Source organism: Paraconexibacter sp. (assembly GCF_059438195.1).
Genome location: NZ_JBLKKY010000007.1, coordinates 1 through 14399, shown reverse-complemented (window position 1 = coordinate 14399; position 14399 = coordinate 1). Strand labels below are relative to the sequence as shown.

16 protein-coding genes and 1 riboswitch are annotated in these 14399 nt (G+C 75.0%); of the genes, 9 read left to right on the top strand and 7 right to left on the bottom strand.

Annotated elements, in window-relative coordinates; translation table 11 throughout:
- Positions 1-9 precede the first annotated feature (9 nt).
- Positions 10-750, bottom strand: coding sequence for a DUF3159 domain-containing protein (locus ACME2J_RS03955; RefSeq protein WP_495543573.1), 741 nt, complete (start codon positions 748-750; stop codon positions 10-12).
- A gap of 31 nt (positions 751-781) precedes the next feature.
- On the opposite strand from ACME2J_RS03955, the gene ACME2J_RS03950 reads away from it, so the two are divergent.
- A complete protein-coding gene (locus ACME2J_RS03950; protein WP_495543572.1) occupies positions 782-2026 on the top strand; it encodes a DNA glycosylase AlkZ-like family protein in 1245 nt (414 codons plus the stop codon).
- Positions 2027-2036: 10 nt separating this feature from the next.
- On the top strand, positions 2037-2489 hold the full coding sequence (locus ACME2J_RS03945; RefSeq protein ID WP_495543571.1) for a hypothetical protein: 453 nt from the start codon (positions 2037-2039) through the stop codon (positions 2487-2489).
- 190 nt (positions 2490-2679) lie between these two features.
- Here the strand turns inward: ACME2J_RS03945 and ACME2J_RS03940 are convergent, their stop codons facing one another.
- From ACME2J_RS03940 to ACME2J_RS03925, 4 genes are all read right to left on the bottom strand, one after another.
- Positions 2680-3684 (bottom strand): hypothetical protein, encoded by a 1005-nt coding sequence (locus ACME2J_RS03940; RefSeq protein ID WP_495543570.1) that lies wholly within the window; start codon positions 3682-3684, stop codon positions 2680-2682.
- Between the two features lie 11 nt (positions 3685-3695).
- A riboswitch (cyclic di-GMP riboswitch) is annotated at positions 3696-3773 on the bottom strand.
- A gap of 86 nt (positions 3774-3859) precedes the next feature.
- Positions 3860-5146, bottom strand: a complete 1287-nt coding sequence (locus tag ACME2J_RS03935; RefSeq protein WP_495543569.1) for an RNA polymerase sigma factor — start codon at positions 5144-5146, stop codon at positions 3860-3862.
- 85 nt (positions 5147-5231) lie between these two features.
- Positions 5232-5990 carry a hypothetical protein gene (locus ACME2J_RS03930; RefSeq protein WP_495543568.1) on the bottom strand — a complete coding sequence of 253 codons (759 nt, stop codon included), beginning with the start codon at positions 5988-5990 and terminating at the stop codon, positions 5232-5234.
- Positions 5991-6029: 39 nt separating this feature from the next.
- Positions 6030-6431 carry a cupredoxin domain-containing protein gene (locus ACME2J_RS03925; protein WP_495543567.1) on the bottom strand — a complete coding sequence of 134 codons (402 nt, stop codon included), beginning with the start codon at positions 6429-6431 and terminating at the stop codon, positions 6030-6032.
- Between the two features lie 77 nt (positions 6432-6508).
- On the opposite strand from ACME2J_RS03925, the gene ACME2J_RS03920 reads away from it, so the two are divergent.
- Positions 6509-7819, top strand: a complete 1311-nt coding sequence (locus ACME2J_RS03920) for an NHL repeat-containing protein (protein WP_495543566.1) — start codon at positions 6509-6511, stop codon at positions 7817-7819.
- A 12-nt stretch (positions 7820-7831) separates the two neighbouring features.
- Here the strand turns inward: ACME2J_RS03920 and ACME2J_RS03915 are convergent, their stop codons facing one another.
- Both ACME2J_RS03915 and ACME2J_RS03910 read right to left on the bottom strand, forming a co-directional pair.
- Positions 7832-8128: a DUF3817 domain-containing protein gene (locus tag ACME2J_RS03915; protein ID WP_495543565.1), complete on the bottom strand. Its 297-nt coding sequence runs from the start codon at positions 8126-8128 to the stop codon at positions 7832-7834.
- A 25-nt stretch (positions 8129-8153) separates the two neighbouring features.
- Complete coding sequence (locus ACME2J_RS03910; RefSeq protein ID WP_495543564.1) at positions 8154-8621, bottom strand: DUF427 domain-containing protein; 468 nt, start codon at positions 8619-8621, stop codon at positions 8154-8156.
- A 276-nt stretch (positions 8622-8897) separates the two neighbouring features.
- Between ACME2J_RS03910 and ACME2J_RS03905 the strand changes: the two genes are divergently transcribed.
- The 6 genes from ACME2J_RS03905 to ACME2J_RS03880 form a co-directional block, all read left to right on the top strand.
- The gene (locus ACME2J_RS03905; protein WP_495543563.1) at positions 8898-9542 is read left to right on the top strand and encodes a hypothetical protein; all 645 of its coding nucleotides are present in this window, start codon (positions 8898-8900) and stop codon (positions 9540-9542) included.
- 200 nt (positions 9543-9742) lie between these two features.
- Positions 9743-10543, top strand: coding sequence for a DsbA family protein (locus ACME2J_RS03900; RefSeq protein ID WP_495543562.1), 801 nt, complete (start codon positions 9743-9745; stop codon positions 10541-10543).
- On the top strand, positions 10540-10956 hold the full coding sequence (locus ACME2J_RS03895) for a vitamin K epoxide reductase family protein (RefSeq protein ID WP_495543561.1): 417 nt from the start codon (positions 10540-10542) through the stop codon (positions 10954-10956). Before ACME2J_RS03900 ends, ACME2J_RS03895 begins: the two co-directional genes overlap by 4 nt.
- Positions 10957-11130: 174 nt before the next feature.
- Positions 11131-11361, top strand: a complete 231-nt coding sequence (locus ACME2J_RS03890) for a ribbon-helix-helix domain-containing protein (protein WP_495543560.1) — start codon at positions 11131-11133, stop codon at positions 11359-11361.
- Positions 11358-11780, top strand: a complete 423-nt coding sequence (locus ACME2J_RS03885; protein WP_495543559.1) for a type II toxin-antitoxin system VapC family toxin — start codon at positions 11358-11360, stop codon at positions 11778-11780. Before ACME2J_RS03890 ends, ACME2J_RS03885 begins: the two co-directional genes overlap by 4 nt.
- 37 nt (positions 11781-11817) lie before the next feature.
- Positions 11818-14399 (top strand): aconitate hydratase (locus ACME2J_RS03880; protein ID WP_495543558.1); only part of this gene is annotated, 2582 nt, incomplete at its 3' end.

Here is a 14399-nt window from a genome sequence, read left to right as displayed (position 1 = left end):
ACCGGGTGGTCAGGCCGTCGCGCCATCTCCCGGTGCGAGGGGAGGGCGGATGACCGGGCGCATGAGGAGCCACGAGAGCCACACCCCGAGCGCGAAGAGCGGGATCCCCATCGCGATCTTCGCGGTGCCGAGCGCGACGAGCGCGTCGGCGAAGTAGAGGGGGAGCTGGACGGCGAGCCGCGTGAAGAAGAGGGCGGCCCACAGCAGGGTGACGCGGGTGGCCGCGCGGACGAACGCCGGGTCCGTGCGCCAGGCGCGGAAGTCCGACCGGGACTTGCAGCGCTCGCCCTCGCACGCCGGCTTCTCGAGGGCGGCGGGATTCCGCGGGCGGGCGCCGAGCGCGATCGCGAGGTAGCCGATGAGCGGACGGCGGACGGCGGCCGAGACGAGGAAGACGGCGCCCCAGCCGAGGTTCGCGAGGAGCCCGGGGAGGAAGAAGTCCTCGGCGTTGCCGGTCCGCGTCGCGACGAACCCCGCGAGCGCGACGCCGAAGAGGCCGCTGAGCGCGTACTGCACGGTCTGCCCGCGCACGATCCGCGCGAAGCCGAGCACGACGGTGATCGCGACCGCGACGATCGCCGCCGTCTTCACCTCCTGGCCGGCCACCGTGTAGACGACGACGAACGCGGCGGCGGGGGCCGCCGACTCCGCCGCGCCGAGCGGGCCGCCGATCGCGTCGGCGAGCGACGGCGGCATGGGGGCGCCTTCGTCCTCGAGGACCTCGATCCGGTCGGCGGCGTCGGTGGTCACCCCCCTGATGATGGCGGGTAGCGTCCGCGGGGTGTCCACCGCCCGGGTCCTCGACGTCGCGGACGTGCGCCGGCTCGCCCTCCACGCGCAGGGCCTCGCGGTCGATCCGCCGGGCCGGCCGCCCGCCGGCGAGGAGTCGAGGCGCATCGCGGAGGTCGTGCGCCGCCTCGGCTGCCTGCAGCTCGATCCCGTCGCGACGGTCGCTCGCTCGCCCCGTCTCGTCCTCGCGGCGCGCATCGGGGCGGTCGACGAGGACCACATCGCCGAGGCCGCGTATCGCGAGCGGCAGCTCTTCGAGTACTGGGCTCACGAGGCGTCGCTCTGCCACGTCGACGACCTCCCGGTGCATCGCGCGGCGATGCGCCGCCACCTCGACGGTCCGTCGCCGCGGACCGCGCGCCGGCGGGCGTTCCTCGAGGCGAACCGCGGCTTCGCGCGCAGCGTCCTGCGCACGCTCCGGCGCGACGGCCCGCTGCCGGCCCGCGCGCTCACGGACCGCTCGGCCGAGCCGTGGCGTCACGGCCACTGGACCGACGAGGTGTCCTCGCGCCAGACCGTCGCCCGGATGCTCGACGTCCTCTGGATGACGGGGCGGATCGGCGTCGCGGATCGCGACGCGCCGGGCGGCGCGCGCCGCTGGGACCTCCTGGAGCGCTGCCTGCCGGCCGACGCCCCGGAGGGCGTCCCGCGCGGGCCCGCCGCCGTCACGCGCGCCGCCGCGCTGCGGGCGGTGCGGATGCTCGGGGTCGCGCGTGCACCCGAGGTCCGTGCGCACTTCACGCGCGGGCGGTACGAGGATCTCCCCGGCGTCCTGCGCCGCCTGGCCCGGCGGGACGGTCCGCTCGCGGAGGTCGCGGTCCGCGGCGACGACGGCGCGCTGCTCCCCGGCCCCTGGTACGCGCACGAGGAGGACGTCGCGCGTCTCGGCGACCTCGAGCCCGGCCGCGCCTCGCTCGCCCTCTCGCCGTTCGACAACCTCCTCTGCGACCGCCGTCGCACGGAGGCGGTCTTCGGGTTCTCGCACCGACTCGAGATCTACGTCCCGGCGGACCGGCGCCGATGGGGGTACTACGTCCTCCCGGTCCTCGTCGGCGAGCGCCTCGTCGCCCGCGCCGACGCCGCGCTCGACCGCGGGACGGGCGTCCTCCGGGTCCACGGGCTCCACCGCGAGCCCGGGGCGGACGATCGCGAGGCGCGCGACGGGACCGACGCGGCGCTCGACCGCCTCTCGACGAACGTCGGAGCCGGCGGCGTGGAGATCGCGCGGATGGCGTAGCCTCGCTCCGATGTCCGTGCGCAGCTCCGCTCTCGTCGCCGCGACGCTCGTCGCCCTCGCCGGCTCGGGCGCCGTCGCCTCCGCCGGGGTCTCCGGCCCGGAGGACGACGCCCCGCCGCCGCCCCGCTCGGTGTGGCCCAAGGCGAACAAGGGCTTCGACGCCGGCACCCGGTTCACGTTCAAGGTCCGCACGACCGGCAACGACGCCCTCTTCGTCCGCGTCTCCAAGTCGAAGAAGAAGGCGAAGGACGGGCGGCTCAAGAACCCCGTCTACTTCCGCAAGATGGGTCGCCGCAAGGGCAGCCTCTTCACGAAGAAGGTCGAGCGCTACCGCGGGCTGCGCAGCCACTTCATCAACCGGCCGGGCACGTACTACTGGCAGGCCCACCGCATCGACTGCAGCGAGCAGGAGGACTGCTACGTCGAGGGTCCGGTGCGGAAGCTGCGGATCCTCGGGGACTGAGAGCCCCGTCCCCGGGCGCCGGCGCTGCGGCGCGGCGCCACACCTCCCCCGCACACGTCGCGGCGCACCGGCACGTGTGGAGAATCAGCGACGCGGAGCGTCGCTGGAACGCCACACGTCGTGACCCACGCACGCGGACGCCCCGCCCCGCGGTGCGCGCGGGACGGGGCGTCGGGCGAGGCGCGAGGTCCTAGCGGAGCCCGCCGATGATCGGCAGGTTCCCGAGGATCGAGTCGAGGAGGCCGCCGACGACGGGGATCCCGCCGAGGTCGGGGATGAGGCCCTCGAGGCCGCCGAGGAGGCCGCCGGGCGCGGCCGAGCCGGAGTCGCCGCCCGCGGCGTCGCCGCCGGGGAGCCCGGCGAGGATGCCGGAGACGCCGGGGATGGTCGCGAGGAGCTCGTTGACCATCGTCATGACGCCGTCGATCGTGGCGGTGATGGTCGCGCCCATCTGCTCGATCATCGGCGTGAGGCCGGCGAGGACCGTCGTCACCGTCGCGAGCGCCTGGGCGACGGGCTCCTGCGCGGCGACGGGGAGGGACGGGATGAGCGTGCCGAGCTGCGAGGTGACGTGGTCGAGCGCGGCGGTCGCCATCTCCATCGCCGTCGCGACGAGGTCGGTGATGCGCGTGGGGAGCGCGTCCATGTCGAGCGCCGCGAGGGCCTCGAGCGCCGCGGGGGCCTGCGCCGTGAGCGCGGCGAGCGCCTGGGCGGCGATCGCCTTCAGCTGCTCGTCCTCGATGCGGTCGACGAGCGACTGCAGGGAGGCGATGACGGAGTCGCGGCTCGCGAGCGTCGGGCGCAGACCCTGGGCGAGCCGGCGCTGGAGGGTGCCGTCGGCCTGCTCGATGAGCGCGGCGTAGTCGGCGACGTTCTGCGCCTGCAGCGCCCCGGCCGCGGCGAGCGCGCCGATCGCGCGCTCCTGGGCGGTGTGGGAGCGGGCGCGGGCGGCGTAGCGGCGCGCGGTGCGGGCGGCGTTGGCGCCGGTGCGGCGGGAGCGCTTGAGGCGCGAGACGGCCTTGCGGTCGCTGCCGCGGTCGACGAGACGCTCGAGGGAGCTCGTCGCCTCCATCGCCTTCTCGACGTGGCGGGCGACGTCCTTCGACGTCGGGGTCTTCGCGGCCTGGGCGCTCGCGGGGACGATCGCGACGGCGGCGAGCGCCGCTGCCGCGATCCTGGTCAGACGGTGGGACACGGAATGCTCCTTCGGGCGACTGGGCGGCCTCCGGGCGGAGGCCCCTGGTTGTGCGACCCCGCCTCGCGACGGGTGTGCCTTTTTCCGAGGCGGCGGATCATCCGTGCCTCAACCCTCGAGAGGGGGAACGTGGGGCGAATGTGAGCGCGCGACCTCGTATGTGGCGCGTCGGCGCTCATGGGACCTCGACGACGACCTCGCCCGCGGAGGTGCCCTCGGCGACGACGGAGCCGACGTCCGAGTCCTCGACGACGACGCTCGTCCCCGGCGTCGCCCGCGGCGTCGCGGGGGCGGGAGCGGGCGGGGCGGGGGCCGGCGCGGAGGCCGCGGGCTCCGTGCCCTCCGGGACGATCGCGCCCGCCTCGCCGGTCACCTCGACCTCGATGACGTCGGGCTCCGCCTCGGCGGCCGGGACGGTCACGGCCGTGCTCTCGCGGCGCTCGCGCGCTGCTTCGCGGCGTGCGGTCGCACGCTCGGCCGCGGCCTCCCGGCGACGGCGGTCGGCCGCGCGGCGCTGCGCTGCGCGCTCGGCGGCCTCGGCGTCCCGCAGGCGGGCCGCCGGGGTGGGCTCGTCGGCCGCGCGCTCGACCGCGGGGGCGGAGCCTGGCCCGGACGCCTCGGGTGTCGCTGCGGCCTCCCGCTCGGCGGGTCGCTGCGGCTGCTCGGCGACGGCGAGCGAGCCGGCGCCGATCGCGCCGATCGCGGCGCAGACGGCCGCGCACTTCGCGGCGACGCCGGCGCCCGCGATCCACGCGCCGATCGCGCCGAGGCCGCTCGCGCCGCCGACCGCGGCGACGCCGGCGGCCCCGGCCCCCGCGCCCGCGCTCGCGAGTGCGACGACCGGGCCGGCCGGGAAGAGGACGTGGAGGTCGCGTCGACGACGCCGGCGCAGGCTCCGGCGCGCCGTGCTCACGGCCTGGCGGGCCGCGGCGTCGGACGGCATCTCGAGCGCGCTCGCGATCTCGTCGTGCCGCAGGCCGCCGAGCTCGTGGAGGACGAGCGCGCAGCGCTGGCGCTCGGGGAGGGCGCGGAGGTCGTCGAGGAGCTCGGCGAGCCGCTCCCGCTCGACCGTGCGGTCGCTCGCCGCGGGGACGAGCTCCGCGATCGCCTCGTCGGAGAGGTCGGCTTCGGCGGCCGGGGGTCGCCGGCGCAGCACGGCGAGCGCCTCGCGGTGAGCGATCTTGTACAGCCAGGCGCGCAGCGCGGTCGGCTCGGCGCGTCCGTCGGCGATGGCCCGGAGGCCCGCGGCGAGCGCCGCCTGGGCGGCGTCCTCGGCGTCGGCGTGCTGGAGGACGATCGTGCGGCAGTAGCGCTCGAGCGCCGCCCGGTAGCGGGCGTCGATCGCCTCGAGCGCCGCCTCGTCGCCACGCGCGGCCTCGCGGACGAGCTCGGCGTCGCTCGCGCGCGCTCCGGCGCCGGGACGGCGGCGCGGCAGGGGCGGGCGGGGCGCGACGAGGGCCATGCCCCGGCTATCGGCACGCCCGGCGCCTTCTTCAACCCGTGCCGCAGCTGCGGTGGACGTCCCCGGGGACGCCGGGCGGGCGGTGCTAGAGGCCCTTCGGGTGGCGCACGGTGAAGCCGGCCGTCGAGCGGCCGCCCGTCTGCCACCGCGAGCCGGTCTGCTTCAGCCCGCTCGTGTCGAAGCGCAGGCCCCCGACCGTCATGAACGCATGGCCGCCGTTGGCGTAGATCGTCACCCACTTGCCGGGGCCCGGCTCGCCCCACTCCGCGAACTGCCCGGACACCATCGTGCGGTCGATGAGTCCGGCGGCAGCGAAGGCGTAGGACATCGACGCCGAGCAGTCGTAGGCCGTGTCGATCCACTTCCCGTGCCCTCCGCCGTAGACGTACGGCTTCCTCGCGACCTGGTTGCCCGCGTGGATGATGGCGCGGACCGCCCGCGGCGCGGTCGGGGGCGCGGCGGCGAGGCCGTCCGGCATGAGCGTCGCCGCGTTGACGATGTCACGGCCGCTCGTCTTCCCGCCCCCGGGGAGCTCGAACGCCTCGCGCAGCTCGGCGGCGACCTCGGCGTCGGAGGGCGCACCGCTCGCCGGCCGGCCCTCGGCCTCGCCGCGCGCGGCGCTCGCGACATCACCCTCCGGGGCGCTCTCGGCGGCATCGCCGGTCGCGTCCTCGGTCGCATCGTCCTCCGCGGAGCTCGCCGGAGGCGCGGGGATCGGCAGCGCGGGCACCTCCGCGCGAAACGGCGCGATGCGCCCGGGGTCACCGGCGGCGGCGCCGCAGGCGACGATGCCCGCCGCCGACGCGACGAGCGCGAGGAACGCGCCGAGCGACCTCAGGGCCATGGCGCGAGAGCGTACCCTGGGGCGGCGCCGCGGGCGCAGCTACTCCTCGACGACGAGGGTCGCCGAGGGATCGTCGCCCGCGAGACGCAGCACGTATCGCCCGGGATCGAACGGGCCGACGTCGGCCTCGCCCGTGCCGTCGGCGGGGACGTCGACCGTCGCGTCCTCGCCCGGCCCGAGGCCGTCCTCGAGCACGACCTCGTAGGGGCGCCCGTCCGCCGAGGTGACCTCGAGGCGCACCGGGACCGCGAACGGCACGGTGACCTCCTCCGGCGCGAGGCCGTCCGCGGAGGCCTCGAAGCGGGCCTCGACCCCGCCGGCAGGCACCTCCTCGCCGCTCGCCGGGGCATCGAGGCTCGGGTCGTCGCTGCACGCGCCGAGCGCGAGCGCCGCCGCGGCGAGCAGCCCTGCGAGCGCGGGCGGAGGAGAAAAGCGCACCATCGGCCGCGAGCATTCCACACGGCGACACCGGCCGGTGGGGGATGCGAAGCGCGGGCGCGACTGCTCTCCTCGCTGGCGTGTCCCGCGCGCGCGCGATCGCCGTCCTCCCGTTCGCGGTCGCGGCGCTCCTCGGCCCGGCGGCCTCCGCCCAGGGGCCGCAGCAGCCCAACGGCGCGACCGTCGTCGTCCTGGCCGGCGAGCGCGCCGGCGGCTGGGTGGACGGCCTCGGGACCGCCGCGCGGCTGAGCGCGCCGGCCGGGATCGCCCTCGACGGCAACGGCAACGTCCTCGTCGCCGACATGCAGAACCATCGCATCCGCCGCGTGACGCCCGCCGGCATCGTCGAGACGCTCGCCGGGTCGGGCGAGGGCGACGCGACCGACGGCATCGGCCTCCTCGCCGAGTTCAACGCTCCCGCGGGCCTCGACGTCGGTCCCGACGGGGACGTCTACGTCGCCGATTACCACAACGGGCTCATCCGCAAGGCGACGTCGAACGGCGGGATCGTGACCGATGCGACGCCGGGCCTGTTCTGGGCACGTCCCAGGGACGTCGCGGTCGCGCCCGACGGGGACATCCTCGTCGCGGAGGCCGACGCCGGGTGGGTCCGTCGCGTCGATCCGGCGACGGGGGAGCGCGAGACCGTCACCAGTGGCCTCGACGAGCCCTGGAGCGTCGACGTCGGCCCCGACGGCGCCGTCTACGTGACGGACTACGGCCGCCAGCGCATCCGGAAGGTCTCCCGCACCGGGCGCACGCATCGCACGTTCGCCGGGACCGGGGAGTACGGGGTGCGCGACGGCCCGCCGGGATACGCGACGTTCGGCCGGCCGGCCGCGATCGACGTCGACGAGGACGGCTTCGTGTGGATCGCCGACGCGGGGACGCACCGGATCCGCGTCGTGAGCCCCGAGGGGGTCGTCGCCACCGTCGCCGGCGGGGACCGCGGCGCGGAGGACGGCCCGGCGCGGGACGCCCGCTTCGACGGCCCGCGCGGGATCGCGTACGCGGGCGACGGGGTCCTCTACGTGTCCGACCGCGCCAACAACGCGATCCGGAAGATCGCGGGCGTCGACAAGCGGCGGCTCACGCGTCCTCCCTCCGTGGGCACGACGCGCGACGGCGCCCTCGAGCGCGGCATCCCGGTGACGTGCGGGGGCAACGAGGCGGGCACGTGCCGCCTCCGGGTGAGCTACCGCGGCGACGTCTTCGCGCGGCGGACCGTGCGCCTCGACTCGCCGGGGCGCAGGAAGGTCTACGTGCGCATCCCCGGCCGGGCGCGCAGCGCGGTCCGGCGCGACGCGCGGACCGCCTTCGTCGTCAGCGGCACCTTCGACGGGCGGGGCGGACGCCGGCGGCTGCCGACGGTGCGCGTGGTCGCGCGCTGACCGGCGTCCCGGTCAGGCGGGAAGGGCGCGGCGGACGCGGATGTCGCCCACGAGGGCGCCGGGCGGGCCCCCGGTGGCGACGACGATCGCCGGGAACCACCAGCCCCACCGTCCCTCGCCCGCGCCCTTCGCGACGAGGTACAGCTGGGCGACGAAGCCGAAGCCGTGGATCGGGCCGAGGATCGAGACGGCGCCGTCGCTGCGGTCGACGAACGCGACGTAGAAGAGCAGGAGGAGGAGGACGAAGTCGGCGAGCGCGACGATGCGGACGATGTCGAGCGCGCGCCGGGTCTCGGCGGGGTCGTGCATGACGGACATCGTAGGGAGGGCCCGCTCACCACCCCCACGTGCCCGGGCCGCCCTTGAACGGGCCCTCGATGTCGGAGGTGATCCAGCCCCCGTAGAAGTCGCCCTCCTGCGCGACGACGCGCTCGTCGTCGAGGAAGCAGGCGTCCATGCGGCCGGGGTAGACGCTCACGTGGTCGCGGATCGCGGCGAACCGCTCCGTCGGCGCGGGGTAGGTCCAGGCCGCCGCCTCGCACACGCGGCCGTCACCGCCGACGAGGTCGAGGTAGGCGGCGCGGCCCTTCCACTCGCAGGCGGTCCCGCGCGCCTCCGATGGGCGCAGCGCCCCGGCCGCCCAGTCCTCGCGCGGGACGTAGACGGTCGGCGGATGGCTCGTCTCGAGCACGCGCCAGGCGCGCGTCGAGTCGGCCACCGTCGCGCCGCCGAGCACGATCCGCACGCGGCGCTCGCACGGGACGAGGGCGGGGGGTCGCGGGTAGTCCCAGACGCTCTCCATGCGAGGGGTACGAGACGGCGGCCGCGCTGGACGCCGATTGCCCCGGAGCCGACGCCGGGACGCCCTCCTCGTCGCGCTACCCTCAGCGGGATGGCCGTCCGCCGGGAGATCGCCGCCTCCGCCCTCGCTCGCGGAGCGCGGGCCGCGGGCCGCCGCGCACGCCCGCCGCGTCCTGCCGCTCAGCTGCCGCGGCCGCGACGCGTCGGCTCGCCCGGCGCCGGTCGTCGCGATCCGGAAGCCCGCTCCCCGGTGGCCGGGGTGGGTCGTGCGCTGGCCGTGGCGCTCGCCGTCTCGGGGGCCTCGAGCGCCCCCGCGGTCGCCCATGAGCCCGACCCCCGGTACGAGAGCACCATCACGTCGGTCACGGGCATGCCCGACGGCGTCTCGGTCTCGGTCCGCAACCGCGACGACGAGCTCGTGCTCGTCAACGACAGCGACCGCGAGCTCGTCGTGCGCGGGTACGAGGGGGAGCCGTACGTCCGGATCGAGGCGGACGGCACCGTCGCCGTCAACGACGACTCGCCGGCGACCTACCTCAGCACCGAGCGCGACGGGCGCGTGACGGTGCCGGACGGCGTCGACGGCGAGGGCGAGCCGCGCTGGCGCGTCGTCGACCGCTCGGGGCGCTTCGCGTGGCACGACCACCGGATCCACTGGATGGCCGACACGCGACCGCCGCAGGTGACCGATCCCGACGAGCCTGCCGAGATCTTCGACTGGACGGTCGAGGTGGCGGTGTCCGGAGAGGAGGCGCCGGCGACGATCGCCGGCACGCTGCGGTGGACGCCGCGCGAGGAGGACGGGCCGCCCGTCGCGGTCGTCGTCGGGGGCGTCGTCCTGCTCGGCGCGGGGGCGGCCGTCGTCCTGCGGCGGCGGCGTCAGCTCGGGGGGCAGGCGCTCGAGAGCGGCCGGATGCCGTGAGGGCGGAGGTCGATCAAGTGTTCGGTCGCAGGAGCCGATAGCTAGTCACGAGACGTCGCAATGCCGAGTTCCCCACCTCCGCGACCCGCTGTCCGCGGGCCCGCCGCCAGGCTTCGAAGAGGCGATGTCCTCTTCGACGGCCCCGCGCGGCGTCCCGCTGCGGGTGGCGAGGGCGGCGTCGCCACGCGAAGGAGCACCACATGAGCACCCCCCCACGTGAGACCAAGGCCGAGCGCAAGGAGCGCGCGAGGGCAGAACGACAGGCCAAGGAGCAGGCGGACGCGCAGGCCGCCGCGCGCAAGCGCCGTCTCCAGCAGCTCGGCGGCGTCCTCATCGTCGCGCTCGCCGTCGTAGCTGTCCTCGTGGCGATCTCGAGCTCCGGCGGCGAGGACGAGCCCGAGCGGCTCGCGGGCGAGACGGTCGCGGGCGAGACCGAGGTCGAGCAGCGGTTCGCGGGCATCCCGCAGGACGGCCTGAGCCTCGGCGACCCCGACGCCCCGGCGACGCTCGTCGAGTTCGCCGACATGCAGTGCCCGTTCTGCGCGGACTTCGCGACCGACGGCCTCCCCGGGATCATCGACGAGGTGCAGGCGGGTCAGGCCCGGCTCGAGTTCGAGCCCCTCACCTTCATCGGCCCCGACAGCGAGCGCATGGCGCGCGTCATCGTCGCGGCCGGCCTGCAGGACCGCGCCTGGCAGGTCATGGACCTCCTCTTCATCAACCAGGGGCAGGAGAACGCCGGTTTCGCGACCGACGAGTTCCTCCGCGAGATCCTGGGCGCGGTCGACGGCCTCGACGTCGATCGGGTCTTCGAGGACCGTGACAGCCCGGAGGTCGACGAGGCCCTGCAGGACGCGCAGGTGCGCGCGGCGCGCTTCTCGGTCCAGTCGACGCCGTCGTTCCTCGTCGGCCGGACCGGCGAGGACCTCCAGCCCCTCGAGGTCGACCAGCTCGGCCCCGGTCCGTTCGAGACCGCGATCCGGGAGGTCGCGTCGCGGTGAGCGATCGCCTGCGCCTCGCGACGGTCGCGGTCTGCCTCGTCGGCCTCGGGGTCGCGGGCTACCTCACCTACGCGCACTACGCGGGGATCGACCCCGCATGCGGCATCGCGCACGGATGCGCGACGGTCCAGGCGTCCGAGTGGGCGGAGATCGCGGGCATCCCCGTGGCGCTGCTCGGTCTCTTCGGCTACGCGGGACTCCTCGCCGTCCTCCTCCTGCGGGGGGAGGCGGCGCGCCTCGCCGCGGTCGGTCTCGCCTACGTCGGGTTCGGCTTCTCGCTCTACCTCACCTACGTCGAGATCGAGAAGATCGAGGCGATCTGCCAGTGGTGCGTCGCCAGCGCGGTCTGCATGACGGCGCTCGCCGCGCTCACGACGTGGCGCTTCCTCCGCGCGGACGCCGACGCGGGCTGACGCGGCCCCGCGCCCGCGCCCGGCCCGCGCGCGCCCGCGCGCGGGTCGAACGTCGATCTTCACCCCCCAGCGGGGGTGCTGATCGACGTTCGCGCCCCGGCGGGGTGCTCATCGACGTTCGAGGGGCGCCCGGGCGCCGTTGCCATGGCGACGTAGGGTGTTACCCTACGTCGTGTGAAGAAGACGTCGGTCTACCTCGAGGACGAGCTCGACGCGGCACTCGCCCGGCGTGCCGCCGAGGAGGGCGTGACGAAGGCCGAGTTCATCCGCCGCGCCCTCGCCGGCGCGGTCGACCGGCCGGGGCGGCCGAAGCCCCTCGCGGTGGGCGTCATCACGGGCGGGCCGAAGGACATGGCGGCCAACGTCGACCGCTATCTGGTGGAGATCGGCTTCGGGGAGTCGTGACGGTCGTCGTCGACACCTCGGCCGTCCTCGCGCTCATGCGCGCCGACGACGAGCACCACGGGCTCGCCGCCGAGTGGTTCGACGTGGCCGACGAGGAGCTCGTCACCTCGCCGCTCTGCATCGCCGAGCTCGACCACCTCGTCCTCACGCGCGGCGGCCGCGACGCCGCCCTCGCGCTCTGGCGCGACCTCGAGCGCGGCGCCTACACCGTGCGCTGGTGGGCGGACGCCCTCGACGCGACGATCGCCGTCGCCCGGCGCCATCCCGTCCTCGGCCTCGCCGACGCGTCGCTTGTCGCGCTCGCCGCCCGGGTACGCACCAACAGGATCCTCACTTTCGACCCACACTTCCGGCGCGTCACCGACGCGGCCGGCGACCCCTTCGTCCTCCTGCCCGCCGCGGCGCACGAGACGACCTGACAGCACGACCCAACGACACCGACCGAGGGACCACGACATGTCCGAGAACCCGAACTCCTTCGACGCCCGCGCGACCCTCTCGGTCGGCGGCCGCGACCTCGAGATCTACCGCCTCGACGCCCTGCAGGCGAAGTACGACGTCGCGCGCCTGCCCTACTCCCTGAAGGTCCTCCTCGAGAACCTCCTGCGCACGGAGGGCAACGGCGCCGTCACCGCCGAGCAGATCGAGGCGCTCGCGACCTGGGACGCGAAGGCCGAGCCGAAGGACGAGATCGCCTTCTCGCCCGCCCGCGTCGTCATGCAGGACTTCACCGGCGTCCCGGCGGTCGTCGACCTCGCCGCGATGCGCGACGCGATGGCCGACCTCGGCGGCGACCCGTCGAAGATCGAGCCGCTCGTCCCCGCCGAGCTCGTCATCGACCACTCTGTCCAGGTCGATGCCTTCGGCACGAAGGACGCCTTCCGCATCAACGCCGAGCGCGAGTTCGAGCGCAACAAGGAGCGCTACCAGTTCCTCAAGTGGGGCCAGCAGGCCTTCGAGAGCTTCAAGGTCGTCCCGCCGGACACGGGGATCGTCCACCAGGTGAACCTCGAGTACCTCGCGCCCACCGTGTTCGTCGACGAGAAGACGAACACCGCCTACCCCGACACCGTCGTCGGCACCGACTCGCACACGACGATGATCAACGGGCTCGGCGTCCTCGGCTGGGGCGTGGGCGGCATCGAGGCCGAGGCCGCGATGCTCGGGCAGGCGATCCCGATGCTCATCCCGCAGGTCGTCGGCTTCAAGCTCCACGGCGAGCTGCCCGAGGGCACGACGGCCACGGACCTCGTGCTCACGATCACCCAGATGCTCCGCGAGAAGGGCGTCGTCGGGAAGTTCGTCGAGTTCTACGGCGCAGGCGTCTCGAAGCTCCCGCTCGCCGACCGCGCGACGATCGGCAACATGAGCCCCGAGTTCGGGTCGACCTGCGCGATCTTCCCGATCGACGCCGAGACGATCCGCTACCTCTCGTTCTCGGGCCGCCCGCAGGAGCTGTGCGAGCTCGTCGAGGCCTACGCCCGCGAGCAGGGCCTGTGGCACGACGAGGACAGCGAGGAGCCGACGTTCTCCGACACCCTCGAGCTCGACCTCTCGACGGTCGTCCCGTCGATCGCCGGCCCGAAGCGCCCGCAGGACCGGGTCGCGCTCTCCGACGCCGCCGAGGCGTTCCGCGAGGCGATCGAGGGCTACCTCCCCGACGAGTGCACGATGGCCGACGAGGGCTCGGCCGAGAGCTTCCCCGCGAGCGACCCGCCGTCGACCCAGGCGCCGGGGGCGACCGGCGGCGACCTGCCGTACCGCTCCCCGACGACCCCGGTGCCGACCGTCGCGAAGAACCGGCGCGCCGTCGAGGTGAAGATGGCGGACGGGACGACGACGGAGCTGCGGGACGGCGCGGTCGTCATCGCCGCGATCACCTCGTGCACGAACACGTCGAACCCGTCGGTCATGCTCGCCGCCGGCCTCCTCGCCCGCAACGCCGCGGCGAAGGGGCTCGTGGCGAAGCCGTGGGTGAAGACCTCGCTCGCGCCCGGCTCGATGGTCGTCACCGAGTACCTCGAGCGCGCCGGCCTCATCGACGACCTCGAGGCGCTCGGCTTCCACAACGTCGGCTACGGCTGCACGACGTGCATCGGCAACTCGGGCCCGCTGTCCGACGAGATCAGCGCGGCGATCAACGAGAACGACCTCGTCGCGGTGAGCGTCCTCTCGGGCAACCGCAACTTCGAGGGCCGCATCAACCCCGACGTGAAGATGAACTACCTCGCGTCGCCGCCGCTCGTCGTCGCCTACGCGATCGCGGGCTCGATGGACGTCGACCTGCTCAACGACCCGCTCGGCTTCGACCCGGACGGCAACGAGATCTACATGAGCGACGTGTGGCCGTCGGCGAAGGAGGTCGCGCAGACGGTCGAGGAGTGCGTCCAGTCGGACATGTTCCGCAAGAGCTACGGCCAGGTCTTCGACGGCGGGCCGGAGTGGAACGCGCTCGACGTCCCCTCGGGCGACCGCTTCGCCTGGGACGACGACTCGACCTACGTGCGCCAGGCGCCGTACTTCGAGGGCATGAAGCCCGAGCCGGACGCCATCACCGACATCGAGGGCGCGCGCGTCCTCGCGAAGCTCGGCGACAGCGTCACCACCGACCACATCTCGCCGGCAGGCGCGATCAAGAAGGACGGGCCGGCCGGCCGCTACCTCCAGGACAACGGCGTCGAGCCGCGCGACTTCAACTCGTTCGGGTCGCGGCGCGGCAACCACGAGGTGATGATCCGCGGCACGTTCGCGAACATCCGCCTGCGCAACCTCCTCGCGGAGGGCACGGAGGGCGGGGTCACGCGTTACCTCGGGCCGGGCGGCGACCCGTCGGAGGTCGTCGCGATCTCGGACGCCGCCGAGAAGTACGCCGAGCACGGCATCCCGCTCGTCGTCCTCGGGGGCAAGGAGTACGGCTCGGGCTCGTCGCGCGACTGGGCGGCGAAGGGCACGAACCTCCTCGGCGTCCGCGCGGTCATCGCCGAGAGCTTCGAGCGCATCCACCGCTCGAACCTCGTCGGCATGGGCGTCCTCCCGCT